Source organism: Methanoculleus sp. DTU007 (genome assembly GCF_001512385.1).
In the GTDB taxonomy this organism is placed as follows: domain Archaea; phylum Halobacteriota; class Methanomicrobia; order Methanomicrobiales; family Methanoculleaceae; genus Methanoculleus; species Methanoculleus thermophilus.
On sequence record NZ_LFRO01000032.1, the window covers coordinates 49,656 to 74,306 of the forward strand.

At 60.5% G+C, this 24,651-nt stretch carries 28 protein-coding genes; 24 read left to right on the forward strand and 4 right to left on the reverse strand.

All coding sequences use genetic code 11. From position 1 onward, the window contains the following. The 12 genes from ACI94_RS03440 to ACI94_RS03495 all read left to right on the forward strand — a co-directional run. Positions 1-603 (forward strand): protein-L-isoaspartate(D-aspartate) O-methyltransferase (locus ACI94_RS03440; protein ID WP_286681097.1); only part of this gene is annotated, 603 nt, incomplete at its 5' end. Continuing rightward, entirely contained in the window at positions 600-1,214 is a 615-nt protein-coding gene (locus ACI94_RS03445) for a cyclase family protein (RefSeq protein WP_066955883.1), read from the forward strand. The genes ACI94_RS03440 and ACI94_RS03445, both read left to right, overlap by 4 nt. Next, positions 1,211-1,816 (forward strand): hypothetical protein, encoded by a 606-nt coding sequence (locus ACI94_RS03450; protein ID WP_066955880.1) that lies wholly within the window; start codon positions 1,211-1,213, stop codon positions 1,814-1,816. The genes ACI94_RS03445 and ACI94_RS03450 overlap by 4 nt, the downstream gene beginning before the upstream one ends. A 36-nt stretch (positions 1,817-1,852) precedes the next feature. Further along, positions 1,853-3,109 carry a phosphoglucosamine mutase gene (gene glmM, locus ACI94_RS03455; RefSeq protein ID WP_066955877.1) on the forward strand — a complete coding sequence of 419 codons (1,257 nt, stop codon included), beginning with the start codon at positions 1,853-1,855 and terminating at the stop codon, positions 3,107-3,109. Between the two features lie 4 nt (positions 3,110-3,113). Continuing rightward, on the forward strand, positions 3,114-4,313 hold the full coding sequence (gene glmU, locus ACI94_RS03460) for a bifunctional sugar-1-phosphate nucleotidylyltransferase/acetyltransferase (RefSeq protein WP_066955875.1): 1,200 nt from the start codon (positions 3,114-3,116) through the stop codon (positions 4,311-4,313). Between the two features lie 4 nt (positions 4,314-4,317). After that, a complete protein-coding gene (gene glmU / locus ACI94_RS03465) occupies positions 4,318-5,469 on the forward strand; it encodes a bifunctional sugar-1-phosphate nucleotidylyltransferase/acetyltransferase (protein ID WP_066955871.1) in 1,152 nt (383 codons plus the stop codon). Further along, the gene (glmS, locus tag ACI94_RS03470) at positions 5,470-7,209 is read left to right on the forward strand and encodes a glutamine--fructose-6-phosphate transaminase (isomerizing) (protein ID WP_273258692.1); all 1,740 of its coding nucleotides are present in this window, start codon (positions 5,470-5,472) and stop codon (positions 7,207-7,209) included. Next, complete coding sequence (locus ACI94_RS03475; protein WP_066955866.1) at positions 7,206-7,805, forward strand: N-acetyltransferase; 600 nt, start codon at positions 7,206-7,208, stop codon at positions 7,803-7,805. The genes glmS and ACI94_RS03475 overlap by 4 nt, the downstream gene beginning before the upstream one ends. Continuing rightward, the gene (locus ACI94_RS03480; RefSeq protein WP_066955863.1) at positions 7,802-8,893 is read left to right on the forward strand and encodes a DegT/DnrJ/EryC1/StrS aminotransferase family protein; all 1,092 of its coding nucleotides are present in this window, start codon (positions 7,802-7,804) and stop codon (positions 8,891-8,893) included. The genes ACI94_RS03475 and ACI94_RS03480 overlap by 4 nt, the downstream gene beginning before the upstream one ends. 132 nt (positions 8,894-9,025) lie before the next feature. Beyond that, a complete protein-coding gene (locus tag ACI94_RS03485; RefSeq protein ID WP_066955861.1) occupies positions 9,026-10,147 on the forward strand; it encodes a glycosyltransferase in 1,122 nt (373 codons plus the stop codon). Between the two features lie 141 nt (positions 10,148-10,288). After that, the gene (locus tag ACI94_RS03490) at positions 10,289-12,928 is read left to right on the forward strand and encodes an oligosaccharyl transferase, archaeosortase A system-associated (protein WP_286681098.1); all 2,640 of its coding nucleotides are present in this window, start codon (positions 10,289-10,291) and stop codon (positions 12,926-12,928) included. Positions 12,929-12,933: 5 nt separating this feature from the next. Beyond that, positions 12,934-13,902, forward strand: coding sequence for a histone deacetylase (locus tag ACI94_RS03495; RefSeq protein ID WP_066955857.1), 969 nt, complete (start codon positions 12,934-12,936; stop codon positions 13,900-13,902). 59 nt (positions 13,903-13,961) lie between these two features. Here ACI94_RS03495 and ACI94_RS03500 read toward each other — a convergent pair whose 3' ends face one another. Beyond that, entirely contained in the window at positions 13,962-15,137 is a 1,176-nt protein-coding gene (locus ACI94_RS03500) for a YcaO-related McrA-glycine thioamidation protein (RefSeq protein WP_066955855.1), read from the reverse strand. A gap of 55 nt (positions 15,138-15,192) precedes the next feature. On the opposite strand from ACI94_RS03500, the gene ACI94_RS03505 reads away from it, so the two are divergent. Then, positions 15,193-15,483 (forward strand): DUF2098 domain-containing protein, encoded by a 291-nt coding sequence (locus ACI94_RS03505; protein ID WP_066955853.1) that lies wholly within the window; start codon positions 15,193-15,195, stop codon positions 15,481-15,483. On the opposite strand, the gene nikR is transcribed toward ACI94_RS03505, so the two are convergent. Continuing rightward, positions 15,480-15,902 (reverse strand): nickel-responsive transcriptional regulator NikR, encoded by a 423-nt coding sequence (gene nikR, locus ACI94_RS03510; protein WP_286681099.1) that lies wholly within the window; start codon positions 15,900-15,902, stop codon positions 15,480-15,482. The two genes, ACI94_RS03505 and nikR, sit on opposite strands and share 4 nt — an antisense overlap. A 203-nt stretch (positions 15,903-16,105) precedes the next feature. On the opposite strand from nikR, the gene ACI94_RS03515 reads away from it, so the two are divergent. The 10 genes from ACI94_RS03515 to ACI94_RS03560 all read left to right on the forward strand — a co-directional run bounded on the left by ACI94_RS03515 (position 16,106) and on the right by ACI94_RS03560 (position 21,943). Then, on the forward strand, positions 16,106-17,341 hold the full coding sequence (locus ACI94_RS03515; RefSeq protein WP_273258683.1) for a translation initiation factor IF-2 subunit gamma: 1,236 nt from the start codon (positions 16,106-16,108) through the stop codon (positions 17,339-17,341). After that, the gene (locus ACI94_RS03520; RefSeq protein ID WP_224732713.1) at positions 17,338-17,718 is read left to right on the forward strand and encodes a PIN domain-containing protein; all 381 of its coding nucleotides are present in this window, start codon (positions 17,338-17,340) and stop codon (positions 17,716-17,718) included. Before ACI94_RS03515 ends, ACI94_RS03520 begins: the two co-directional genes overlap by 4 nt. A 3-nt stretch (positions 17,719-17,721) precedes the next feature. Beyond that, positions 17,722-18,291 (forward strand): DNA-directed RNA polymerase, encoded by a 570-nt coding sequence (locus ACI94_RS03525; RefSeq protein ID WP_066955842.1) that lies wholly within the window; start codon positions 17,722-17,724, stop codon positions 18,289-18,291. Then, positions 18,291-18,494, forward strand: a complete 204-nt coding sequence (gene spt4 / locus ACI94_RS03530; RefSeq protein WP_066955839.1) for a transcription elongation factor subunit Spt4 — start codon at positions 18,291-18,293, stop codon at positions 18,492-18,494. The genes ACI94_RS03525 and spt4 overlap by 1 nt, the downstream gene beginning before the upstream one ends. Continuing rightward, on the forward strand, positions 18,494-18,988 hold the full coding sequence (locus ACI94_RS03535) for a GTP-dependent dephospho-CoA kinase family protein (protein ID WP_066955836.1): 495 nt from the start codon (positions 18,494-18,496) through the stop codon (positions 18,986-18,988). The genes spt4 and ACI94_RS03535 overlap by 1 nt, the downstream gene beginning before the upstream one ends. Before the next feature lie 79 nt (positions 18,989-19,067). Continuing rightward, positions 19,068-19,361 carry a 30S ribosomal protein S24e gene (locus ACI94_RS03540; RefSeq protein ID WP_066955834.1) on the forward strand — a complete coding sequence of 98 codons (294 nt, stop codon included), beginning with the start codon at positions 19,068-19,070 and terminating at the stop codon, positions 19,359-19,361. A gap of 3 nt (positions 19,362-19,364) precedes the next feature. Then, positions 19,365-19,520 carry a 30S ribosomal protein S27ae gene (locus ACI94_RS03545; RefSeq protein ID WP_066955830.1) on the forward strand — a complete coding sequence of 52 codons (156 nt, stop codon included), beginning with the start codon at positions 19,365-19,367 and terminating at the stop codon, positions 19,518-19,520. Between the two features lie 97 nt (positions 19,521-19,617). After that, entirely contained in the window at positions 19,618-21,192 is a 1,575-nt protein-coding gene (locus ACI94_RS03550; protein WP_066955828.1) for a bifunctional N(6)-L-threonylcarbamoyladenine synthase/serine/threonine protein kinase, read from the forward strand. Next, positions 21,189-21,737, forward strand: coding sequence for an RdgB/HAM1 family non-canonical purine NTP pyrophosphatase (rdgB, locus tag ACI94_RS03555; protein WP_066955825.1), 549 nt, complete (start codon positions 21,189-21,191; stop codon positions 21,735-21,737). The genes ACI94_RS03550 and rdgB overlap by 4 nt, the downstream gene beginning before the upstream one ends. Positions 21,738-21,796: 59 nt before the next feature. Then, on the forward strand, positions 21,797-21,943 hold the full coding sequence (locus ACI94_RS03560) for a 50S ribosomal protein L40e (protein WP_066955821.1): 147 nt from the start codon (positions 21,797-21,799) through the stop codon (positions 21,941-21,943). 94 nt (positions 21,944-22,037) lie between these two features. On the opposite strand, the gene ACI94_RS03565 is transcribed toward ACI94_RS03560, so the two are convergent. Next, complete coding sequence (locus tag ACI94_RS03565; protein ID WP_066955818.1) at positions 22,038-22,688, reverse strand: putative phosphothreonine lyase domain-containg protein; 651 nt, start codon at positions 22,686-22,688, stop codon at positions 22,038-22,040. Between the two features lie 45 nt (positions 22,689-22,733). Next, positions 22,734-23,498: a sulfide-dependent adenosine diphosphate thiazole synthase gene (locus ACI94_RS03570; RefSeq protein ID WP_066955815.1), complete on the reverse strand. Its 765-nt coding sequence runs from the start codon at positions 23,496-23,498 to the stop codon at positions 22,734-22,736. A gap of 138 nt (positions 23,499-23,636) precedes the next feature. On the opposite strand from ACI94_RS03570, the gene htpX reads away from it, so the two are divergent. Continuing rightward, a complete protein-coding gene (gene htpX, locus ACI94_RS03575) occupies positions 23,637-24,518 on the forward strand; it encodes a zinc metalloprotease HtpX (RefSeq protein ID WP_066955812.1) in 882 nt (293 codons plus the stop codon). The last annotated feature ends 133 nt before the right edge of the window (positions 24,519-24,651 follow it).

Genomic DNA, 24,651 nt, shown 5'->3' on the forward strand with positions numbered 1-24,651 from the left:
CGGGGAATCAGGGATCCGCGGGTACTCGCCGCGATGAGAAAGATCCCGCGTCACCTTTTTGTGCCGAAAGGCTTTGAGCGCTCTGCCTACGAGGACCGGCCGCTCCCCATCGGGGAGGGGCAGACAATCTCTCAGCCCTACATCGTCGCCCTCATGACCGAGCAACTCGAACTGGCGCCCGGGGATCGGGTGCTCGAGATCGGGACCGGCAGCGGCTACCAGGCCGCACTCCTCGCCGAGATCGCCGGAAGCGTCATATCAGTCGAGCGCCTCTCAAACCTTGCCGACCAGGCCAGAGAGAACCTTGCACGCGCTCGCGTTTCCGGGGTTACGGTGATCGTCGGCGACGGTTCACAGGGTTATCCGCCGGGAGCACCGTATGATGCCATCATCATCACGGCAGCAACGCCCTCGATCCCAAAACCCCTGATCGAGCAACTTGCCGAGGGCGGGCGCCTGATCTCTCCCGTCGGACCGCGGGACTGTCAGGACCTCGTCAAACTCGTCAAACGCGAAGGCAGGATCGAGGAGATCTCACTCGGGGGCGTCTGCTTCGTACCGCTGATCGGGCAGTTCGGGTGGCGGGGTGAAGGATCTCTGTGACGGTCTACGATGTTACCCTGGATCTCTCCGAGGAGATCGTCATATACCCCGGGGATATCCCGCCCCGATTCACCAAGATCGACAACGGGCAGTACCGGGTGACCGAGATGGTCATCGGGAGCCACACGGGAACGCACATCGACGCCCCCTCCCACTATCTGGAAGGAGGGATGACGGTCGATGAGATTCCGCCCGGAATACTTATGGGGCGTGCACGGGTCCTCGACTGCAGGGACGCGGGAGAGGTCATCGGTCCTGCAAACCTCGCCGGCCGCATCGACGGCGCGAAAAGGCTCCTTCTCCGGACCGCCTTCTCCGGGAGGCGGGAGTTCGATCCCGGGTATCCGGCACTCTCGCGGGAAGCGGCAGACCTCATCGTCGATGCCGGGATCACATGTCTTGGTATCGATACGCCGTCGATCGAGGAGTATGGCGGCGACGGTTCGGTCCACCGCCGTCTGCTCGGGAGCGGGATGGCCATCCTCGAACTGCTCGATCTCTCTTGCGTTCCCGAGGGAGAATATTTCATGGCGGCAATGCCACTACGGCTCAAAGGTGCCGACGGGTCGCCAGTGCGGGTGGTCCTGTGGGACAGTCTGGAGGAAGTATGAGTTTTTGGCATGAAGCAATCGAAAGACTTGAGAAGATTCTTGCCGGCAGCGGGCTAGAGGACGGCGTTGTGACGCTCGATGTAAATTACGGCGCTGACGTCTGTCAGTACCCGAAAGGGGTCTGTATGGAGGGCAACTTTGGTGGGCAGAGCGGGCAGTTCATCACAAGCGAGCCGATCCGGGCCAAGACCCGGATCTCCTTTATGTTCGGTGCGCCGCTTGCAACTCAGAAGCAGAGAGCGGCGGCAGGCGTGATCACGAACACCGTCTCATCGTTTCTCAATCTAACACGGAAACTCCATCCCTGCACCCCCGATTGCTACGCCCCCTGCCTTGCAGAACTCTCGCAGAAGATCGCCGGAAAGAAGGTCTACCTCGTCGGCCCGATGCCGGTGCTTGAGAGAGCACTCAAAGACCAGGTGGTCGGATCGCCGGAAGCGGCGGACCTCTTCCTGGTCGCCGGAGACGGGATGACGAGAGATGAGGATGTCGCCGCCATCGACGAGTACCGGGGGAAGAAGCAGATGATCTTTCTTGGCCCATCGACCGCCGGGGTCAGCGGGCTCCTGAAACTCGAGCACTGGTGCCCCTACGGGAGATGAATACCTTTTTTTAGGAAAGGAAGGATTATACACAGTATGCTTTTTGGTTCTTCCGGGATCCGGCAAGAATTCGGCCCTGAACTCGTGAGCCTCGCGCTCCGGGTAGGAGCAGCCATCGCAGACAACGCATCCGAAGTCGTCATTGGCAGGGACACCCGCACGACCAGCGAACTGCTGGAACATGCCGCCGTTGCCGGGATGCTCTCGGCCGGTGCAACCGTCTATTCCTGCGGCATCGCACCCACACCGACGGTCGCTCACGCAACGGGGCGGGTGGATGCAGGGTGCATGATCACCGCGTCTCATAACCCCGAGTCCTACAACGGTCTGAAACTGCTCAACCCAGACGGATCGTCCTTCACCCTCCGGCAGCAGGCGGAGATCGAGGATGCACTCAAAGGATCGCACTGGGCAGGATGGGATGAGCAGGGGCATACCTCTCCTATCGATGCGGTGGATGCGCACCGGGAGGCAATCCTTGATAGGGTCAGTCTATGTCGCCCCATCACGGCCGTCCTCGACTGCGGCAACGGTGCAGGGAGCGTCATCACCCCCGATCTCCTCGCCAGCATGGGAGTTAAAGTCATCGGCTTGAACTGCAACGTCGCAGGACGGTTCGCCCGTCCATCCGAGCCGCTTGCAGCAAACTTACCTTACATACCCGAGATCGTCCGAAAGCGGGAGGCCACATGTGCCGTGATCCACGACGGCGACGCCGACCGGATGATGGCGTTCGATGAACGCGGCCGCTACATCGAGGGAGACCAGCTCCTCATGCTCTTTGCGAAGTATCTCGACCGGAAGCGCGTGGTCACCACCGTCGATGCCTCGATGGCGATCGAGGAGGTTGCGGAGGTCCGCCGCACGCCGGTCGGCGACAGTTTCGTCTCCGAAGAACTCCTCGCCTGGGGCGACTTCGGCGGTGAGGCATCGGGAAGCTGGATCTTCCCGGAGTATTCCTACTGTCCGGACGGGGTCTACGCCGCAGCCCTGCTCTGCGAGATCGCATCAGAGTGGTCGATCGCCGAGGAACTTGATAAGATGCCCCGGTATACGCTCCTCCGGGAGTCCTACCGCATCGATGCTCCCCGAGAGATCATGACGGCGCTCGGGGCGGACGAGCCGACCCACGGAGTCCGGTTTGAGGACGAGGAGGGCTGGTACCTGATCCGTGCAAGCGGGACCGAACCGAAGATCAGAATAACCGCCGAAGGAAAGACACCGGCCAAAGCAAAAGAGATGCTTGATGCGGGACACGCCGCGTTAGAGCGGGCAAAACGCAGTCTGGAGTGAGTATATGCAGTGTGTTGTACTTGCAGCAGGAGAAGGGAAACGGATGCGACCCCTTACCGCACAGCGTCCGAAGGTGATGCTCCCTATCGCCAACCGCCCGATGATGGAGCACCTGGTTCTTGCGGCACGCGACGCCGGGATCACTGAGTTCATATTCGTCGTCGGATACTATGAGCGCGAGATCCGAAACCACTTCGGGGACGGGAGCGCTCTCGGGGTGAAGATCACCTACGTCACCCAGCGCCACCAGCTCGGGACCGCAGATGCGCTCCGGTCGACCGCAGGACTGGTCAACGGCAAATTCCTTCTCTTGAACGGAGATATGGTCCTCCAGAGCGATGACATCAGGGAACTCTGCAATGAGAAGGCACCGTGCGTCGGAATCCACCAGACCGACCACCCCAAGGATTACGGTGTGGTGACCATAGAGGGAGACCGCATCACGGGCCTTGAAGAGAAGTCCGAAGAACCAAAGAGCAACCTGGTCAACGCGGGCGCCTACCTCTTCGAGCCGGATATCTTCGACCTCCTCTCGGAGATCAAGATATCCGGGCGGGGCGAGTTCGAGCTGACCGATGCTCTCGAGGTGTATATCCGGGAAGGAACGCTCACCGCACACCCGCTGAACTACTGGCTCGATGTCGGGCAGCCCTGGGATCTCCTTGATGCAAACGAGGCGCTCATTGCCTCAATGCACCACGAGCAGCACGGCATCATCGAGGACGGATGCACAATCCCCGAGACGGTCAGTATCGGGAAAGGAACCATTATCCGGGCCGGAACCTATATCGAGGGATCCTGCGTCATCGGCGAGAACTGTATCATCGGCCCGCATGCCTACATCCGGGGCTCGACCGCCATCGGCGACGGCTGCCATATCGGGCACGCGACCGAGATCAAGAACTCCATCATCATGCCGGGGACGAAGATCCCCCACTTCAACTACATCGGCGACAGCGTCATCGGGAGCAACTGCAACTTCGGCGCCGGAACCAAGATCGCGAACCTCCGCCACGACAACGCAACCGTGAAAGTCTGCGGGAGGACGACCGGCAGGCGAAAGTTCGGTGCCATCATCGGCGACAACGTCCTCTTCGGGATCAACTGCTCGATCAACGTCGGGAGCCTCGTCGGCAGCAACGCGAGAATCGCGCCCCACTCTCTGGTGGAAGGGTGCATCGAGGAAGGATCGGTCATCAGGTGATGCGATGCAGGCAGTCATCTTAGCAGCGGGAGAGGGGAGCAGGCTGCGGCCGCTCACCCGGAGCAAGCCCAAAGCCATGCTCCCGGTCGCGAACCGGCCGATCATCGAGTACGTCATCAACGCCCTCCTTGAGAACGGGATCCGCGACATCATCGTGGTGGTCGGCTACCGTAAAGAAGACGTCATCAGACATCTGAATCGGCTCGACGCACCGGTCCAGGTCGTCGTGCAGGAACGCCAGCTCGGAACCGCAGATGCCCTCCTGGCGGCTGAGTCCGAGATCACCGAGGACTTCCTTCTTCTGCCCGGCGACAACTACATCAATGCCGAATCGATCGCCCGGATAAAGAAGGAGAAGAACGCCATGCTCGTCGCCGAGCACCCGAACCCCTCGAACTTCGGGGTTGTGGTGATCCGAAACGGCTTCGTCCGGGAGATCATCGAGAAACCCGAAGAAGCCCCGACGTTCACCGTAGCGACCGGGATCTACTCATTCACACCCGACGTCTTCTCCTATATTCAGACGAACGAGATCCCCGACGCTCTCGCCGCCATGATCGAGTCCGGCCGCCGGATACGGGCGATCCCGGCGGACGACTGGCAGGACGCCGTCTATCCCTGGGACCTCCTGAAACTGAACAGCCGGATGCTCAGGGGAATCTCACCCGAGATCGGCGGGACGGTCGATGCATCCGTCACCCGCCGGGGTGCGGTGCGTATCGGCAGTGGGACGACGATCGGTCCAAATACGGTGATATACGGCCCCGTCACCATCGGGAGCAACTGCAACATCGGGCCGAACTGTGTCATCATGCCCGATACGAGCATCGGGGACCGGGTGGTACTTGAACCGTTCACCTACGTCGCCGACTCGCTCATCATGAACGATACTACCATCGATTCTCACTCAAGGATCGTCTCGGCGGTCTTCGGCCAGGGGTGCATCCTTGCCGACCATACCACAACATACCCGTCTGAGAGTTTCATAGAGGTCGGAGACCGGATCCAGAAGGAGAAATTCGGCGCAGTCCTCGGCGACGGGGTCCGTGCGGCACCATTCACAACATTTAAAAACTGCATTGTAGGTAACGGTGTCAGGATCGAAAGAGGGAAGACCGTGATCGGCGTCATTGAGGATTGCACCCGGGTGATGTAGGTGTGCGGGATTGTCGGCTACATCGGCAGACGGGAAGCAACTCCTGTGCTGATCCAGGGCCTCAAAAGGCTGGAATACAGGGGTTACGACTCGTTCGGGATCGCGACGGTCGGAAGCGCGATCGAGGTCTACAAGAGGACCGGTCGGATATCCGATGGTGAGGCAGGGGCTGTCGGTCTGCACGGATGCATCGGGATCGGGCACACCCGGTGGGCCACTCACGGTGAACCGAGCGATGTCAACGCTCATCCGCACACGGACTGTGCAGAAAAGATCGCCGTGGTGCATAACGGGGTTATCGAGAACTACAGCGAACTGAAACGGCAGCTCGAAGAGCGCGGCCACACATTCCGGTCGGAGACCGACACCGAGGTGATCGCCCATCTCATCGAGGAGCAGTACGACGGGGATCTCCTCGCCGCGGTCAAGGCGATCCTCCCCAAACTCATAGGATCCTACGCAATCCTCGCGATCGCAGAGGATTCCCAGAAGATCGTCGCCGCACGGGAGGCAAGCCCGCTCGTCCTCGGTATCGGTGATGCCGAGGTCTTTGCCGCCTCCGATATGACGCCACTCCTTGAATACACCGAGCGCGTTATCTACCTTGAGGATGGCGATATCGCCGAGATCACACCAGATCGTCTTGAGATCTACCACGGCGGCGAGAGAGTGGAGCGCCCGATCGAACTGATCAGCTGGTGCGTCGAGGATACCCGGAAAGGCGGGTTCACCCACTACATGCTCAAAGAGATCTACGAGCAGCCCCAGTCCTTCTACGAGACCATCCGGGCGGGGATCAGCGAGCGTGTGCGCAAGATGGTCATGGAGGCGGACGAGATCACCCTCGTCGCCTGCGGAACGTCGTATCATACCGCCCTGATCTTCAAGTACCTGGCAGAATCCCTCTGCAGTATCCCTGTACGGGTCGAGATGGGATCGGAGTTCAAGTACTTCACGCCACCCCTCCGCGGCCTTGTGATCGCGGTATCGCAGTCGGGAGAGACCGCAGACACGATCGCCGCTCTAAAGATGGCAAAAGCCCGCAACTGCCCGACACTTGCCATCACCAATATGCAGGGGAGCACCGTCACCCGGATTGCCGACCAGACCCTCCTGATGCGGGCCGGGCCTGAGATCAGCGTCGCCGCAACCAAGTCCTACATAGCACAACTTGCAGCGCTGATGGAGATCATCAACGTGCGGTGCGAGGGGGCGTTTGACGATGTCCTCTCACATGCGCACCTGGCCATCGAGGACGTCCTTCTCCAGGAGATCAAGGAGGCGGTCGACCTCTGTGCAAAAGCCGAGCATATCTTCTTCGTGGGCAGGGGACCGTTCTACCCGGTCTCGATGGAAGGCGCCTTAAAGATGAAGGAGATCAGTTACGTCCATGCCGAAGGGTATGCAGCCGGAGAACTCAAGCACGGGCCGTTCGCCCTGCTCACCTCAGAGACGCCGGTGGTCGCCATCTGCACTCCCGGCCCGACCTACGGCGTGATGGCCTCGAATATCAAGGAGATGAAGGCGAGGCGAGCTCCGATCATCGCCATCGGCGTCTTCGGCGATACGGAGCTTGCCGAGATCGTGGATATCTTCATCCCCATCCCGAAGACGCACCTGCTGGTGCAGGTGCTGACCGCGTCGGTCGTCCTCCAGCTGCTCGCCTATCACACGGCCTGCGCCCTGCAGCGGGATGTCGACAAACCGAGAAACCTGGCAAAGAGCGTGACGGTCGAATGATTGAGTACGGACGTAATACCCTCGGCGAGGGGGCGGTGATATTCGAGCCGGTGACCATCGGGTTTCCCTCCCGTGACCGGATGGGCGAGAAGGACTATCCCGGTGCCACCATCGGGAGGAACGCTATCCTCCGGTCGGGCACCATCATCTACTGCGACGTGACGATCGGCGACGACTTCCAGTCGGGCCATAACGTTCTGATCCGAGAAAAGACGACCATCGGCGACCGCGTGGCAATCGGGACGGCGGCGGTTATCGAGGGAGACTGCACGATCGGCGACGACGTCCGCCTCCAGAGCCTGGTCTACATCCCCACGGGTGCCCGGATCGGGGACCGGGTCTTTATAGGCCCGAACGCTGTGCTGACAAACGACCGCTACCCGCCCGGTCCCCACGAATCCCTCCGTGGCCCGGTGCTCGGGGACGACGCCGTCATCGGTGCGAACGCGACGATCCTTCCCGGTGTCACGGTCGGGAGGGGAGCATTCGTCGCCGCCGGTGCGGTGGTGACGAAAGATGTCCCGCCGGAGATGCTCGCGGTGGGCGCACCGGCACGGTTCCGCCCGCTCCCACCCGAGGCGAGACGGTGCCGATGAAGATTCCCATCGCCCAGCCGCTCGTCGGCGAAGAGGAGGCCCGGGCCGTCGCCGACGTGCTGAGGTCGGGGATGCTCGCCCAGGGGTCCGTCGTTACCGAGTTTGAGGACCGGTTCGCCGAATACTGCGGGGTCTCCCACGCGGTCGGAGTCAACTCGGGAACCGCGGCGCTCCATGCTGCCCTGCTTGCCGCGGGCATCGGCCCGGGAGACTCGGTGATCGTCCCGGCGTTCACGTTCTTTGCGACGGCCTCGTGCGTCTCGATGTGCGGGGCGACCCCGCTCTTTGCGGACGTTGACCCGCGGACGTTCAATATCGATCCTGACTCGGTCTCGAGCCTCATCGGGCCAAAGACCCGGGCGATCATCGCCGTCGATCTCTTCGGACAGCCGTTCGACCTCAGGGCACTCCGTGCGCTCTGCGACGACCACGACCTCGTTCTCATCGAGGACGCTGCCCAGGCGCACGGTGCTGAGTATCATGGGAGACGGGCCGGGAGCCTGGGTGATCTCTCCTGCTTCTCGTTCTACCCCACCAAGAACATGACCACCGGCGAGGGGGGCATGGTCACGACCGACGACGATACCCTTGCGGAGCGCGTCCGGCTCCTCATCAACCACGGCCAGAGCCAGAAGTACCTCCACTCGGTCGTCGGCTACAACTACCGGATGACGAACATCGCCGCCGCCATCGGCCTCGTGCAGCTTGGGCGGGTCGAAGAGTTCAACGAACGCCGGATCAAGAACGCTCGGTACCTCGACAGCCACCTTGCGGGGACGGGGCTTGCGACACCCTACACGGCACCGGGCGTCCGGCACGTCTACCACCAGTATGTCGTGAAGGTCCCGGGCGATTACCCACTCTCACGGGACGCGCTCATGAGCGCTCTTGCCGATGCGGGGGTCGGGACCGCCGTCCACTACCCCATCCCCATCAACCGGCAGCCGGTCTATGAGAGTGCAAGCAACCGTGCCTCCTGTCCGGTATCGGACGACCTTGCAGCATCGGTCTTGAGCCTGCCGGTCCATCCGGCGGTAAGCGACGAGGACCTCGAGTTTATCTGTGATACGGTGAGGGGGCTGGGGTGATGGCGAAAAGATCATATAGCAAATTGCCTCTGATGAGAGACAATCGCGGCTGTTTGAAACGCGAAATGGGAAAATAGAGGGATAACTTTCAGCATCCCTAAACAATAAATACGAGCCCCATCGATTAAATTTATGCTTCTCTGGATAGGCCCGGGGCTTATTGCGGCCGCGATCGTTCCCTATGTCATATTCCTCGCGGGAATCAATATCGGAAAGAAACTTGACGAGCCGCCGGCACTCACGGAGTATCCTAAAATAAGCATCGTCATATCAGCCTACAATGAAGAGGCCGTTATCCAGGAGCGGGTCAAGAACATCCTTGAATCCTCATACCCATCAGACCGGTATGAGGTCATCTTTGTAGACGACTGCTCCTCCGACAACACAAAAGCGCTTGTCAGAGAGGCCTTCGAGCGGGCCGGCATCACCTACCGGATCATTGCAAATACCGAGCGCCTGGGCACGACCCGGTCGTACAATAGAGCAATCGAGGCGGCGCAGTATCCGATCGTCGTTACTACGGACGCGGACGTCTTCTTTGAGCGTCATGCGCTTGAGCGCCTCATCGCACGGCTTTTGAGCGACGAGCGCATCGTTGCGGTCTGCGGGGACCTCCACCCCCTTCCGGAAGAAGGATCGCATCCGGCACAGATGGAGAGCGCCTACCGCAACTACTACGGGCGGATGTGCACCTGGGAGAGTGCCGTTGACTCCACCTATGCTTTCAACGGTGCGCTCGTCGCTTTCAAGCGCGATCTCGTGACCCGGATCGATGACAGACAGGGAGCGGACGATGCAAACACGGCATTTGAAGCAATCCGACGCGGGTTTAGAGCAGTCTACGAACCCACCGCCCTGGTCTACGAGGACGTGCCCGAGGAGATTCGAAGGCAGTACCGGCAGAAGATCCGGCGGGCAACACAGCTGATCGAGGCGACGATTGCAAACCTCGACCTCTTAAGGCAGCGGCGCCCGTTCTCGCGCTTCTTCTACCCGCTGCGGATCTACATGTACCTCATCACACCGCCTCTCTTCCTTCTCGGCAGCGTGCTCTTTGTAGCAGGACTCGCTCTTACCTCACCCCTCCTCGCCCTCGGGGTCCTCGTTCTCGCCGTCCTCGCCGGCTACCTCTGGAGCAGCAACACCGCAGTCTCCTTTGCCATGAACCAGGTGTACCTCGTGAGGGGGCTGCTCAACCTCGGGACCGATACGAGGGTCTGGGAGAGTACCTCAAAGAAGATACGAAGAGTGTAACCGATCTACCCAATACGAGAGAGCAGGCTGTTCGTCTGCGTCGCCGGGATCGCGCAGACGAGCGCTTTTTTTCCAGGTCCACGAAATACACCAAGGTTATAACGGTTCGAAAGAAAACAGGTCTGTAATAAGGAGGGTCCGATGGTTCACGTGGATCTGAATAAATATCGACCATACATCATCATTGGTTGCATCGTCCTGTTTGCCCTGCTCACGCTCTGGACGCGGGGCATCCCTTCAGAAGGTCTGGTGACCGCTGAAGGTGTCAATCTCCTGGGTAACGATCCCTGGTACAGTCTCCGCCAGGTTGAGCAGACCGTCGCCAACTTCCCCAACTACGCCTGGTTCGACCACATGACGCTCTACCCGACCGGCGATGCTATCCACTGGGGACCGCTCTTTGCCGAGATCATAGCGGCGCTCTGCATTCTTGTCGGGGCGTCGACGCGGCCTGAGATCATGGTGGTGGCCTGCTGGGTCCCGCCGCTGATGGCCGTGGCGATGGTGCCCGTCACCTACCTGCTCGCGAAAAAGATCGCCGACTGGAAGACAGGTCTCATTGCAGCAGGCCTGATTGCCGTCATCAGCGGAAACTACGCCTATCGCTCCCTCTTTGGGTTTGTAGACCACCACATCGCAGAGACCCTCTTCTCGGCGCTCTTTGCTCTCGCCTACATCGTGGCGCTGCAGACTGCACGCAGTAGCCCGCTCTCCCCAAAGAATCTCGATACCCTGAAGATCCCGGTGATAACGTCAGCGCTCGCCGGCATCGCCTACCTTCTCGGGTTCTACAACATGCCGACGATGATCCTCTTTGCGCTCATCGTGGCTGCGTTCACCCTGGTCCAGTTCATTCTGGACTTCCTCCAGGGCAGGTCGAGCGAGTACCTCGCCCTCGTGAACACCGTCACCTTCGCTGTAGCGATCGTCGGGGTCGCAGCCACCGGCTTCCCGCACCCCGGGATCAGCCTGATCTTCTACACCGTCGGGCACGTCATCGCGTATGCCGGCCTCATCGCAGGGACGCTTGCGCTGTATGGGCTCTCGGTTTACCTCCAGGGGCGGCCGAAGTACTATTACCCGGGCGCACTCCTGGCTGTGGCGGCAATCACCGTCGCAGTCCTCTATGTCGCTCTCCCGGATATCTACAACCTCCTGATCTGGAACCTTATCTTCTTCTTCACCGCGAGTGCCACGACCACGACCGTCCAGGAAGCCATGCCCTGGTCGTTTGCTGCCGCGTGGATGACGTTCCACTGGGGCTTGGTGCTCGCCGCCGGCGGAGCTGCAGTCCTGATCTGGCAGTGCCGCGAGAGAGCAAACCCGGCCCACATCTTTGTCCTGATCTGGTCAGGGATCATCCTTGCCTCAACCGCCGCACACGTGCGCTATGAGTACTACCTCGCTTCAAACATTGCCCTGCTCGCGGCGGTCTTTGCGGGTGCCGTCCTGAATATGGGGTGGAAAGATGTCACCCGCCTCATTGGTACAGGGAGCAGTGCTTCCGCCGCCCCAAATGCCCCCGAGAAGCAGGAAGAGCCGGCGCGGAAGGGGAAGAAGGGTGAAAGAACCGCGGAATCACGGAAAGCAAAGGCTCCTTCGAAGAATCAGCCGGATTACCTCAAGGTCGGCGCTTTCGCCCTGGTCGCCATCGTCACGCTCTTCTTTGCAGGGGCATCCCTTCAGGGGAACATAGCGCTTGCCACCAGCGCGAAGTACGGCGGCATGAACTCTCAATGGATGGAGGCTCTCGAATGGATGGGTTCAAACACCCCTGATCCCGGTGTCGACTACTATGCTATTGTCAATCCCGAGACCTTCACCTACCCGGAGGAGTCTTACGGCGTCATGTCCTGGTGGGACTACGGCCACTGGATCACCTTCATCTCGAAACGGATTCCGAACAACAACCCCTTCCAGCACGGTGTCTCCGGGCCGAACGGCTCGGCAGCCTACCTTGTCTCGACCTCCGAAGAGGCCGCAAACCAGATCCTCGACAACATCGGCACCCGCTACGTCATCACCGATATCGACCTCGTCACCGCAAAGTTCCATGCCCCGGCGACCTGGGCCGACCCCGACGTGGCTCAGGAGCGGTTCCAGCCGCACTACCTCCTCCCGGTGAGCGCGGGCTCGACGAGTTACCAGGCGGTGCCGTTCAACAACCAGAGTTACTACCTGACGATGGCCGTCCGGCTCCATAACTTCGACGGGTCCATGACCGACCCGACGGCGCCGGTGATCTATGCCGAGTACCTCGAACCGGCCACGGCAAACACCTCGTATCCCGTCATCATCCGCACGGAGCAGATGAATGCAACCGCCGGTGCAGCCGCGGTGGAGGAGTACAACAAGAACGCACCGGCGGGCGCAGGCGCGACGCTGCTGAACATGTACTATCAGTTCCAGGGCAACTCGATCCTCCAGCCGCTCGAACGCGTCCCGGCGCTCCGACACTACCGGCTCGTCCACGAGAGCCCTCAGAACATCTTTGGCAACGCCGGGGAGGACGGACCCGATCTCAAGGCGGTCAAGATCTTCGAGTATGTCCCCGGAGCCACGATCAAGGGCGAAGGAATCATTGAGGTGCCGGTCGTCACCAACACCGGCCGGGAGTTCACCTACCGCCAGGAGAGCATAAACGGCACGTTCGTCGTCCCGTACGCGACGTCCGGGTGGTCGGGCGAGGTGAAGACGACCGGGCCTTACCGGATCGTGGGCACCGGCCAGACGTTCGATGTCACCGAAGAGGATATCCAGCAGGGGCGCACCATCAACTAACGAGGATGCGCTCGTCGGTCATCTACGGTGACATATTTACCCGGCACGACATGGAGACCCACCCGGAGTCGGGCTCCCGGCTCCGGGCGGCCCTCTCCGGGATCCCTGAGAATGTACGGTGGCGTCCCCCGGTCCGGGCAACCGAGGAAGACCTGGCACGGGTCCATCGCCCCCAGTACATCCGTTGGGTGCAGGAGGTCGCCCGGGGAACCTGTTTTTTAGACCCGAACACCTACGTCACCTGTCACTCGTTCGAAGCAGCATCATATGCTGCCGGATCGACGTTTGCCGCAGTGGAGCGAGCACTTGATGGCGAGCACTGCTTCGCCATGGTCCGCCCGCCGGGGCACCATGCCGAACCCGATCGGGCGATGGGGTTCTGTATCTTCAATAACGCCGCCGTCGCGGCCGCGAAAGCGCTCCTTTCGGTTGATCGGGTGGCGATCCTCGACTGGGACCTGCACCACGGCAACGGCACCCAGAAGGCCTTTTACGGGAGCGACCGGGTGCTCTACTGCTCCGTGCACGAGGAGAACAGTTTCCCAAAGACCGGTTGGATCGACGAGATCGGGACCGGCGCCGGCCGGGGCTACACCCTCAACGCCCCGCTTGCGGCAGGGTCCACCATCACCGATTACCGCTACATCTTCGATGAAGTCTTCATCCCGGCGATCGTCCGGTTCCGCCCTGATGTCCTGATCGTCTCGGCCGGGCAGGACGCCCTCGCCGACGACGAACACGGGCGGATGAACCTGGTGCCCGAAGACTACGGCGTGCTTACCGGGATGCTGAACGACGGCACGGACCTACCCCTCGCGCTGACCCTCGAGGGGGGTTACGGGCCGTCGCTCGGGGAGGCGATTGCTGCAATATTCCGTGCCCTGCGGGGGGAGCGGCATACCCCTGCAGAAAGGCCCCTGCGCCGGCATACCCAAAGGGTTGCCGAGATCCTAAAGAAAGTCTGGTTCTGTTGAGAGAGGCCCGTTGAGCCGGCAATATAATCGCGGTTGCCCCTTTGCGGCTCTAACGTGCCTCAACCCTGTTCCGAGCGCTTCCGGTCGGGATCCATATACGAGACCTCAAACCCGGGGAGGACGACCCGCACCACCGGAACCGGGGTCCTTGAAAGATCGCAGACGCAGACCCGGTCCGTATGAGGCTCGACCTCTTTGAGCACCTTCTGGATATCGAGGTCGAATCGATCGGTGCTTCTGTCGGGAACGTTGGTGATATCGACGGAATCCGCGTCGGCAAACCAGATCCGGTTGATCCTTTTTAACCGCTCGTAGCCTGCCTTCCTGATGACCTCCTCCCGCCTGGGGTCGTTTCGACCGCCCTGCAGATAACTTCCCCGGCTCTGGGCGACCTCGGTCAGGGCCTGGAGGGCCGCGATCTCCGGCGAGAGGTGCGTCCCAGACCCGACAACAAGCATCGCCGGGTCTTTTGTGACGGTATCGTCTGCGGCGGCCGCGACCGTGGGGATGCCGGTCCTCCCCTCGATCAGCCAGAGGTGGATCTCGATCCCGTTCTCTTCGAACCGGTCGAGGATCTTGCGGGCGGCGCAGTCCTTCTCGATGGTGAGGCGATATCCAAGGTCGCGCTCCGCACTGGCGATGCTGAGCGCGTCCCGTTCGATCACCTCAAAGAGGGCATGCAGGATCGCCTCTTCCATGACGTTGCCGGACGCAAGCCCGTTAGAGTCGCTTCGAAAGAGCGGCATCGTCATCCCGAGCGAGTCGTAGGGATGGAAGACTGCGTTGCTCGGGAGATAGACCTCCTCATCGTTCAGGATATCCCATCCCGGCGTCCAGTGGAGCATCTCTCCCTGCTCAAGTCCTCGTGGGAGGATCAGGTCTTCGGGGTGCACCGCTCGCCCCGGACCGATCTCTTCGTAGGTTGCATACTCCATCCGGTCACCCCGGTACTCGGCGGAGTAGCGCTCGATTGCCCCCATCATCGCCGAGACCCGGGCCTGGACGGGCTCTTTCCCCTTTCCGATGAGGACGCGAAGAGCACCCCGAGCGGCTTTCGGCCGAGTCGCCGCAAAGACGGGGATTCCGAGACGGTCGAGAGAAGTAAGATCGATGATCTCGGCGACACCAATCTCTCCCATCAGCGGCTCGATGATCGCCCGGGTCTCCTCGGGAGGCCGGGATCGGTGGGTTCCGTCAAAGTACAGTTTCTCTACGGGGTGAATCGTGATTGCCATCTCATGATACCTAGGAGGTGATACCTTAATAGCATGGCAGGTATACTCTCCCTGTATGAGCACGGATGACATAGCAGTGGGCGCAGTCGTCCGATACCCCCGCACCGGCACGACCGGGAAGGTCGTGCGGATCGAGGAGATCGATGGCCGGAGGTACGCCGAACTCGAGAGCACCGGACTCTACTACCGGGTGGACGAACTCGTCAGCACCGAGCGCACGGCCGTAAACGCGGAGAGGACGGAGCGCTCCCTTGAGGATTACCTCAAAGAGCATAAGGAGATCCAGAAGCAGCTCGAAGAGGTATGGGAGAGGGGGATCGACCAGAGTTGTGAGGGCGGCGGTTAACTGTCTATCGGTATTGTGGTGAGTTTCACCGACTCAACCCCTTTCTGCGCCATCAGCCGCTCGGTAACATCCTTCAGCACAGCACCGTCTCCCCGGATGAGGATCACCTCAAGGCACTTGTTGTGAGTCACGTGTGAGTGAAGGGATGCCTGAATGATCTGAGCGTATTGATGCTGAATCTCGGTGAGCGTCTGGAGCAGCCCACGCTGGTCGTGGTCATACACCATGGTGATGACGCCCTGGCGTTCTCCTTTTACATCGGAGATCCACTGGTAGTGTGTGATATAATTGCGTATCGAATCCCGTATTCCCTCGGAACGTGAGGAGTATCCTCGGAGACTCAGGATCTCGTCGAATTTATCAAGAAGATTCTTGGGTAGAGAGACCCCGATACGTGAAAGTTCGGTATCACCTGACATACTACAATCAGTTCCATATCTCGCTGCTAGGGGATAAATTTTCGCTAAGAATAGAGGGTGTTCTTCATACTTCGTATGTCACATGAATAATGATTAACGGGAGAACACCGCCTGCGCCATGAAGATAGAAGCGGGAGCGGTACACACCACCGATTATGTATAAGTAGTGTCACTATATATTGGATAAGGAGGTTCGAAAACTTTTGCGCGATGTATTCATCCCTAGTGTCAATATTGGGCTTGTAGGTCATGTCGATCACGGCAAGACCACCCTGGTCAGCGCGCTAACCGGCACCTGGACGGACAGACACAGTGAGGAGATCAAGCGCGGCATCTCCATCCGGCTTGGCTACGCAGATACAACTTTTTACAAATGCGAAGAGTGCGAAGGGGCTGAGGCCTATACTACAAAACCGGAATGCCCTATCTGCGGGAAGAAGGCGGTTCCGTTCCGGACGGTCTCATTCGTCGATGCCCCGGGTCACGAGACGCTGATGGCGACGATGCTCTCGGGTTCGGCCCTGATGGACGGCGCGATGCTTGTCATTGCCGCCAACGAGGCCTGCCCGCAGCCCCAGACCAAAGAACATCTGATGGCGCTTGAGCTGATCGGTATCAAGAAGATCGTCATCGTCCAGAACAAGATCGACGTGGTCACCCAGGCCGAGGTGCTTGAGCACTATAAGCAGATAAAGCGGTTCATCAAGGGCACCATTGCCGAGGACGCACCCATCATCCCCGTCTCTGCACAGAAAGGAATCAATATCGGTGCCCTGATCCAGGCACTCAACGAGGTTATCCCGGAACCGGAACGCGATCCGGAGGTTAACCCGCTGATGCTCATCGCACGGTCGTTTGATATCAACAAACCCGGCTGCAGCTGGCGGGAGATTAAGGGCGGCGTCATCGGAGGCTCGCTTATTAGGGGAGTTCTGCACGAGGGCGACGATATCGAGATCAGACCCGGCCGGCAGGTTCAGATCGAGAACCGGACAAAGTGGGAGCCTATCGAGACAAAGATCACATCCATCCACGCCGGTAAGACCAAGGTGACCGAGGCAGCGCCCGGCGGCCTCCTTGGTGTTGGTACGAAACTTGATCCGGCACTGACAAAGAGTGACGCTCTCGCCGGACAGGTAGCGGGGCTTGTAGGGAAACTGCCGCCGATCTGGGAGCGGATGACCTTCGAGGTCACGCTCATGGATCGGGTGGTCGGTGCGGACAGCGAACTGCTCATCGAACCGTTGAAGCATAAAGAGCCGCTGATGCTCTCTGTCGGGACCGCGGTCACCGTCGGCGTGATCACGAACACCAAGAAGAATCTGGTCGAGGTCATGCTGAAGCGTGCGGTCTGCGCTGAAGTCGGCGCACGGATTGCTATCAGCAGGCAGGTCGGCGGACGATGGCGGCTGATCGGGATGGGTGTTCTGGTCGAGTGAGGGTTCTTCTCGACACAAACGCCCTCTTGATGCCAGCCCAGTTCGGGATTGACCTCTATGGAGAACTTCTGGCCCTTCTCGGGGATTATGAGCCGATCGTCCTTGAAGAAGTGGTTGGCGAGCTCTCGGGACTTGCCCGGGGTCACGGCCGCGATGCGGCTGCCGCCCGTGTGGGTCTCGCGATGGCCCGGCGCTCGACCGTCCTGCCAAGCGGAAGCAGCGCGGACCATGTGGACGACCGGGTTATCGAGTATGCTCGCAGGGAAGGATGCGTTGTGGTGACGAACGACCGAGAACTCCGAAATGCTCTCCTTCGCGAGGGAATAGACGTCATCTCGATGCGAAGAGAGAGAACGCTGGAGCTGATAAGAGGATAGATTATGTACTATAAAATGACACTGGAGGATAAGGTGCGGGTTCCGCCCCACCGGCTCGGGGAAGACCTTGGGAAGGTCGTCCTCAACGTACTGCAGGAACAACTGGAAGGCAGCATATCAAAGGAGATCGGGATCTTCATCGCAGTCACGAAGATTCTCGATATCGGTGAGGGGGAGTTGATCCCCGGGGACGGGGCCGTCTACTACGATGTCAGGTTCGAAGCGGTGGTGCTCCGTCTCGCGCTCCAGGAAGTGATCGAAGGCGTCGTGGTCGAGACGACGAGTTTCGGTGCGTTCGTCAGCCTCGGGCCCATCGATGCCATGCTTCACGTAAGCCAGATATCGGATGAATATATCAACTACGACGAGAAGAACAGCAGGCTGATCTGCCAGGATTCGAAGCGGTTTATCGCTGTCGGCGACGGCGTCCGGGCGCGGATTGTTGCTCTATCGCTCAACGAACGCGAGCCCCGGGAGAGCAAGATTGGTCTTACCATGCGGCAGTCGGGCCTCGGGACCACGACCTGGCTCGAAGAGGAACTTGAGCAAGAGAAAGGGAAAGGAGCAGCCTAATGGCCGTGCGAAACAAGAAGGTGATCAAGGTCTGCCGCGAGTGTCACCGCGTCGTCGAGGGCGAATCCTGCGTGATCTGCGGCACGGCCAACCTGAGCGAGGATTGGGCGGGCTACGTCGTGATCATCGATCCCGAGCATTCGGAGATCGCAAAGAAGATGAACATCACCATGCCCGGCCGATACGCACTGAAGGTCCGCTGATGCTCCGGCTCCTCCGGCTCCCCGAAGAACACCGCGGTCTCTTCAAGAAACCGTTCGGCACCCTCGCCCGGAATATCGGCGAACACCTCCCAGAGCTCCGGGGCCGGGCGGTCTACGCGGTCGGGGATGTGGTGACGCACAACCTCCTTGGTGCAGGCATCGTCCCGGATATCGCGATCATCGACGGCTATACCATGCGATCGCCCTGCACCCAGTCACCCCTGCTGCAGACGAGAAGACTCGCGGCAAAGAACCCGGCCGGCACGATCACCGACGAACTCGTGGAGGCGATCGAGGAGGCGGTCGGGAACCCTCCAGCAGTGATCTTTGTCGACGGCGAGGAGGATCTTGCGGTCATTCCGCTCATCATCGCCGCGCCGGTCGGGGCCGCCATCCTCTACGGCCAGCCGGGGGAGGGGGTCGTCCTCCGGCTTGTTGACGAGTCGGCAAAAGAGGAAGCCGCGTCCATGCTGAACTGTTTCGTGCGTGAGTGAGGGGAGCGGGTCTCGCCTGTCCCGGTGCCCCATCCCCAAGGGTATAAATAAATCTCCTAACAACATTTTAGGGATATCGATGGACTTCGAAATTACCCGTGATGTGAGGAACGAGTTGTTAAACCGGAGGGAGCTTACATTTACTCTCACGTTTGACGGCCCGACACCCTCGCGGAAGAGTATTCAGGAGAAGCTCGCTGCGATGCTGAATATGAGCGAGAACCTCGTCGTGCTGGACCTCGACCGAACCCGGTTCGGGAAGATGGAACTTACCGGCCGTGCCCGGATCTACGACGACGAGGAGAGCAGGAACTCGACCGAGCGGGATTACCTGCTTAAGCGCGGCGAACCGAAAGCAGAGAGCGAGGCGTAAGCCATGGCAGTCAAGAGATACGAGTGTTACGAGATCAAGGGTGATGCGGCGGTTCTGCAGAAGCGGCACTGCCCACGCTGTGGTCCCGGCTTCCTGATGGCCGAGCACAAGGATCGGGTAGCCTGCGGCAAGTGCGGCTACACTGAGTTCCGAAAGTAGGTCCTCACACCCGGATACATATACGGATCAGGCCGCACTCTGCCTTGCAGGCACCGGCCGCGACCGATCTTTTTCATGATGGAGCGATACCTGTTTTATGTCTCATGATGGGCTGGTGCTGGGACTTGAAGGGACGGCGTGGAACCTCAGTGCCGCCCTCTTCGGCGACGATCTGGTTGCCCTCCATTCTTCACCCTATGTCCCGCCGAAAGGAGGGATTCATCCGCGGGAGGCGGCGCAGCACCACGCTTCGGTGATGAAGGAGGTCGTCTCCCGGGTGCTCACGGAGCCGGAGCGGATCAAGGCCGTCGCCTTCTCCCAGGGGCCGGGTCTCGGCCCCTCCCTCCGGACGGTGGCGACCGCGGCACGGGCTCTCTCGATAGCCCTTGGCGTTCCGCTCGTCGGCGTCAACCACTGCGTCGCGCACGTCGAGATCGGGAGGTGGGCGACCGGGTTTCGCGATCCGATCGTTCTCTACGCGAGCGGGGCGAATACGCAGGTACTCGGCTACTTGAACGGCCGCTACCGGATATTCGGAGAGACGCTGGATATCGGGCTAGGGAACGCGCTTGACAAGTTCGCCCGGAGCCACGACCTCCCGCACCCGGGCGGCCCGATCATCGAGAAACTCGCCCAGAAGGGAAGTTATATCGAACTCCCGTATACCGTGAAGGGGATGGACCTCGCCTTCTCGGGGCTCGTCAGTGCCGCCCAGGAGAGTTCGGCGGCGCTTGAGGATGTCTGCTTCAGCCTCCAGGAGACCGCATTTGCTATGTGCGTCGAGGTGACCGAACGGGCGCTCGCCCATGCGGGGAAGGACGAGGTGCTGCTCGTCGGGGGGGTCGGCGCGAACAGGCGACTGCAGGAGATGCTGCAGGTCATGTGCGAGGAGCGGGGAGCGGCGTTCGCCGTCCCGGAGCGGACGTTCCTTGGCGATAACGGGGCAATGATCGCCTACACGGGCAAGGTCATGCTGGAGCACGGCGTGACCCTCCCCCTCGAGAAGTCGCAGATCCGGCCGGGTTTCCGGTCGGATGAGGTGGAGGTCACCTGGCGCGAGGACGAGCCCGGCGAGATCTTCGCCACCGGGCCGCATGAGGGCGGCACCGCCCGGGGTGCGGAGGCGGTCGTCGAGATCCGGGAGGAGGACGTGGTCAAGCGCAGGGTGAGCAAGCGCTACCGCAGCCCGGCGCTTGATAAGCGGCTGATCACCGAACGGACCCGGGCCGAAGCCCGGCTGATCGCAGCAGCACGGCGGGCGGGTGTCCCCACCCCGGTGATCCACGACATCACCGCAGATACCATCGTCATGGAGCGGGTCGAGGGCGATCTGCTGAAGTACGTTGCCACGCCCGAGACGATCCGGCTTGCCGGGGAGGCCGTCGGGAGGCTCCATGGAGCGGGGATCGTGCACGGGGACCTGACGACGAGCAATATGATCGTTCGCAACGGCCAATGCGTCTTAATCGACTTCGGGCTTGCATCCACATCCGCTGAGATCGAGGACCGGGGCGTCGATATCCACGTCTTCTTCGAGACGCTCGAGAGCACCACCGAGAACTTCGAGGAGTTGAAGCAGGCCTTTATCGAGGGGTATGCGGAGACTTTTGAGGGGGCGGACGAGGTCATCGCCCGTGAACATGAAGTGGAACTGCGGGGGCGATACCTGTGAAACTTGCGGTGGTGACGAGTAACCCGAACAAGGCCCGTGAGGTGGCCGCGTACTTTGCCGGGATCCTGGAGGTCGAGCACGTCCCCCTGGAATGCCCGGAGTTCCGCCACACCGAGATCGCCGAGATTGCACGCGGCAAGGCGGAGTTCGCCTACCGCGCACTCTCCCGCCCGCTGATCGTCGACGATACCGGGTTTTTCATCGACGCCCTTGGCGGGTTCCCGGGCCCGTGCGCCGCCTACGTCCAGGATACCATCGGCAACGAGGGGATCTTACGCCTCATGGAGGGTGTGGCCGACCGGAGCGCCCACTTCGAGACGGTGATCGCGTTCGCCGATGAGGACGGCATCCGGACATTCCAGGGGGTCCTCCACGGGGCGATCGTGGAGCCCCGGGGAGAAAAGGGGTTTGGCTACGATCCGATCTTTGCCTGCGCCGGTCGGACGCTCGCCGAGATGCCGCTCTCCGAGAAGAACCGGATCTCCCACAGGGCACGGGCCCTCGAGGCGTTCCGCACCTGGATCAGAGAGGAGCGCGCATCCTGACAGAACTGTTAATAGGACCAAGAACGAATAGTACCTATCTGATAAGTGGTGTTTTCAACATGGCGAGATTTCCCGAAGCTGAAGCACGTCTGCTCAACGTACAGGTCTGCATGAAATGCAACGCCCGGAACGCAATCCGTGCGACCCGGTGCCGCAAGTGCGGCTCGGATGAACTCCGGCCCAAGTCCAAGGAACGGAAGGCGTAACGTAACTAACGGCGGATCCCGGGTCACGGCGGGACAGGGGTCCGGTATATTCTTTTTGTCGAGAATTACAAGGTGCAGGGCAGTCTGCCGCCCTTCAAGCGGTATAATAGGTGACTTTTCTGCCCTCTTTGCTGTACTCGCCCTTGTATGTCTCGATGTTTCGCTTGTAGCCGATCCGCTCAATAAATCCGAGGTCGCGGAGCCTCTCGCGGACCCGCATCACGTCCGCAGCGTCGGCCCAGTCTTTTGTGTAGACATAGATGACCGTCCGCTCGTCGCGTGAGTCTGGATTGGGCTTGGCAGTGCTGACCTTTGCCGATATCCCGAGTTCTCCCCTCACCGTCCCGTCCCGGACCTTCCGCCACGCCTCATCAGCCTCGCTTGGGGGCACAAAGATGAGCCACTTTCCCACCTGCTCGTCATCGAGGCCTCGCTCGCCGGGTTCCGGGGCATCCTGGACGATCCAGTACATCCGGACCGTCTTAGAGGGGAGGGTCCCTTCCCCATCCCGGAGCGAGGCATAGATGGCATCGATCCCGCCGGATTGGGATCGGAGTGCATCGGCAAGAGGTGGATAATCCTCGCTGAACTTTTCGAAGATCTCGATAAGATCTGATTTAAAATCGATTCTTTGCTCGACGAGCTCAAAGAGGTACGGACCCCGGGCATGGAGCTCGCGGTTGAGGTAGACCTCAAAGATCCCATATGCGACGTCGGCCAGGGTCTCTGGATCAATCTCTTCCATACCTATTTGGTACTGTCAGGGCGGTAAAAAGAGTTTGGAAGCAGACTACCGCTCCAGACTCTCTGCAACAAGTTCTGCGGCCCGCTCTCCGGATAGAAGCATCCCGCCGAAGATCGGCCCCATGCGGCACTCTCCGGCAACGGCGTTGGCCGCCATCCCGGCGACGAAGAGGCCGGGGAATACCTCTTTTGTGTGATCGAGGATCCTTGACTCGGCACGCTCGGCCCACATGAAACTCTCGCCCTTCACCTGGAGTCTGCCGCCTTTCCGCTCGATCATACGGGCGACCACGGCGTCGTGACCGCTCGCATCGACGGTGCAGGTGCAGGCCACGGTGAGCGGGTCGACATGCAGCCCGGCCATATCGACCGGCGTCCAGTTGATGACGAGGCCGCCGACCCTGCCGTCACCCCTGATCATGACGTCTTCGACGGTGGTGAGGTTGAAGAACTCGACACCGGCGTCGCAAGCCGCCGCGGTGAGCTTCGCGACCGCTTCTACCGATTTTGCGACGTAGTAGCCCGGCTCGAACTCTTTGTAGGCGATGCCGAACCGGTCCAGAAGCCGGCGGGCCTCCTCCTGGACGACGATCCGGGGGAACATCATCCCGCCGCCCCACATTCCACCGCCGATACTGAGCTTCTTCTCGATGAGTGCACACGAGAGGCCCTTTTCACCGAGGAGCGCGGCGCAGGCAAGCCCCGAGGGGCCGCCCCCGACGACGGCGACGTCCATCTCGAGATGCTCGATGAGCGCCCGGTGGGACTCCTCAAGGATGGCCCTGCTGATGGTCACTTCGTTTAACGTCATCGTACTGTGGATCTATATCATCTCTGCTCCATAAGAACAGCGGAGTTGGGTGCCGGTTGTACTCAATATCAGTACTGGTACGGATCCCCGGAAAATCGGCGCATACCTTAAGTCATCACCGGTACAATATATCCCATCATGCAGTGGACGCGCGACTTAGGTCTCACGATGAGGATGTTCCTTACATCGTTTCTGCTCCTCATAGTCTACCTGATCTTTCTGGGCGTCCTTTCAGCCCTTGGGTTCTCCTTCGGGTTCCTCCTGCTCGTGGCTGCCTTAATGGCATTCGGGCAGTACTTCTTCTCCGACAAACTGGTGCTCTGGAGCACCAACACCCGGATCATAGAGGAAGACGAGTACCCGGAGCTGCACCGGATGGTTGAGAGCCTCGCCACGAGAGCCGGTCTCCCGAAGCCAAAAGTCGGGATCATGGCCTCTCCGGTGCCGAACGCGTTCGCGACCGGACGCAGTCCGAGCCACGCCGTCGTGGCGGTCACCGACTCGATCATGCGGACGCTCAATCGCGAGGAACTGGAGGCAGTGCTCGCCCACGAGATTGCCCACGTGAAGAACCGGGATATGCTGACTCTGACGATGGCGAGTTTCATCTCGATGCTCGCCTTCCTGATCATGCGCAACTGGATCTTCATCGGGCTCTTCAACAACCGCGATAACAACATGGGCGCGCTGATCCTGGTCTACGTCGTCTCGATCATCGTCTGGCTGGTAAGCACGCTCCTCACCCGGGCGCTCTCCCGCTACCGGGAGTTCGCCGCGGACCGGGGCAGCGCTACCCTGACGAACAATCCCCGGGCGCTGATATCAGCGCTTCAAAAGATCAGCGGGCGGATGGACTACGTCCCCGCCGAGAAGAAACAGGAAGTTGAGGGCGCAAACGCCTTCTTCATCATTCCGGCCCTCTCAGGCAACACCCTGATGGAGCTCTTCTCGACGCACCCCTCGCTTGAGAAGCGGGTGGCCGCCCTCGAGGAGCTGATGACACAGCAGCGGGGATACTGAACCCACCCCGGGTTCTCCCACCCAATATTTATTATTCAGTACAGTCAATCTATGTAGGCACAACGTGCAGTGCATCGATGGTCTAGTGGTATGACTTTGGCCTTCCAAGCCAATAGCCCGGGTTCAATTCCCG

Bases quoted from the DNA above. Each gene is read 5' to 3' on its own strand.
- ACI94_RS03450 (WP_066955880.1), top strand. From the start codon at position 1,211: ATGAGTTTTTGGCATGAAGCAATCGAAAGACTTGAGAAGATTCTTGCC.
- glmM (WP_066955877.1), top strand. From the start codon at position 1,853: ATGCTTTTTGGTTCTTCCGGGATCCGGCAAGAATTCGGCCCTGAACTC.
- glmU (WP_066955875.1), top strand. From the start codon at position 3,114: ATGCAGTGTGTTGTACTTGCAGCAGGAGAAGGGAAACGGATGCGACCC.
- glmU (WP_066955871.1), top strand. From the start codon at position 4,318: ATGCAGGCAGTCATCTTAGCAGCGGGAGAGGGGAGCAGGCTGCGGCCG.
- ACI94_RS03475 (WP_066955866.1), top strand. From the start codon at position 7,206: ATGATTGAGTACGGACGTAATACCCTCGGCGAGGGGGCGGTGATATTC.
- ACI94_RS03480 (WP_066955863.1), top strand. From the start codon at position 7,802: ATGAAGATTCCCATCGCCCAGCCGCTCGTCGGCGAAGAGGAGGCCCGG.
- ACI94_RS03485 (WP_066955861.1), top strand. From the start codon at position 9,026: ATGCTTCTCTGGATAGGCCCGGGGCTTATTGCGGCCGCGATCGTTCCC.
- ACI94_RS03490 (WP_286681098.1), top strand. From the start codon at position 10,289: ATGGTTCACGTGGATCTGAATAAATATCGACCATACATCATCATTGGT.
- ACI94_RS03495 (WP_066955857.1), top strand. From the start codon at position 12,934: ATGCGCTCGTCGGTCATCTACGGTGACATATTTACCCGGCACGACATG.
- ACI94_RS03500 (WP_066955855.1), bottom strand. From the start codon at position 15,137: ATGGCAATCACGATTCACCCCGTAGAGAAACTGTACTTTGACGGAACC.
- ACI94_RS03505 (WP_066955853.1), top strand. From the start codon at position 15,193: ATGAGCACGGATGACATAGCAGTGGGCGCAGTCGTCCGATACCCCCGC.
- nikR (WP_286681099.1), bottom strand. From the start codon at position 15,902: ATGTCAGGTGATACCGAACTTTCACGTATCGGGGTCTCTCTACCCAAG.
- ACI94_RS03525 (WP_066955842.1), top strand. From the start codon at position 17,722: ATGTACTATAAAATGACACTGGAGGATAAGGTGCGGGTTCCGCCCCAC.
- spt4 (WP_066955839.1), top strand. From the start codon at position 18,291: ATGGCCGTGCGAAACAAGAAGGTGATCAAGGTCTGCCGCGAGTGTCAC.
- ACI94_RS03535 (WP_066955836.1), top strand. From the start codon at position 18,494: ATGCTCCGGCTCCTCCGGCTCCCCGAAGAACACCGCGGTCTCTTCAAG.
- ACI94_RS03540 (WP_066955834.1), top strand. From the start codon at position 19,068: ATGGACTTCGAAATTACCCGTGATGTGAGGAACGAGTTGTTAAACCGG.
- ACI94_RS03545 (WP_066955830.1), top strand. From the start codon at position 19,365: ATGGCAGTCAAGAGATACGAGTGTTACGAGATCAAGGGTGATGCGGCG.
- ACI94_RS03550 (WP_066955828.1), top strand. From the start codon at position 19,618: ATGTCTCATGATGGGCTGGTGCTGGGACTTGAAGGGACGGCGTGGAAC.
- ACI94_RS03560 (WP_066955821.1), top strand. From the start codon at position 21,797: ATGGCGAGATTTCCCGAAGCTGAAGCACGTCTGCTCAACGTACAGGTC.
- ACI94_RS03565 (WP_066955818.1), bottom strand. From the start codon at position 22,688: ATGGAAGAGATTGATCCAGAGACCCTGGCCGACGTCGCATATGGGATC.
- ACI94_RS03570 (WP_066955815.1), bottom strand. From the start codon at position 23,498: ATGACGTTAAACGAAGTGACCATCAGCAGGGCCATCCTTGAGGAGTCC.
- htpX (WP_066955812.1), top strand. From the start codon at position 23,637: ATGCAGTGGACGCGCGACTTAGGTCTCACGATGAGGATGTTCCTTACA.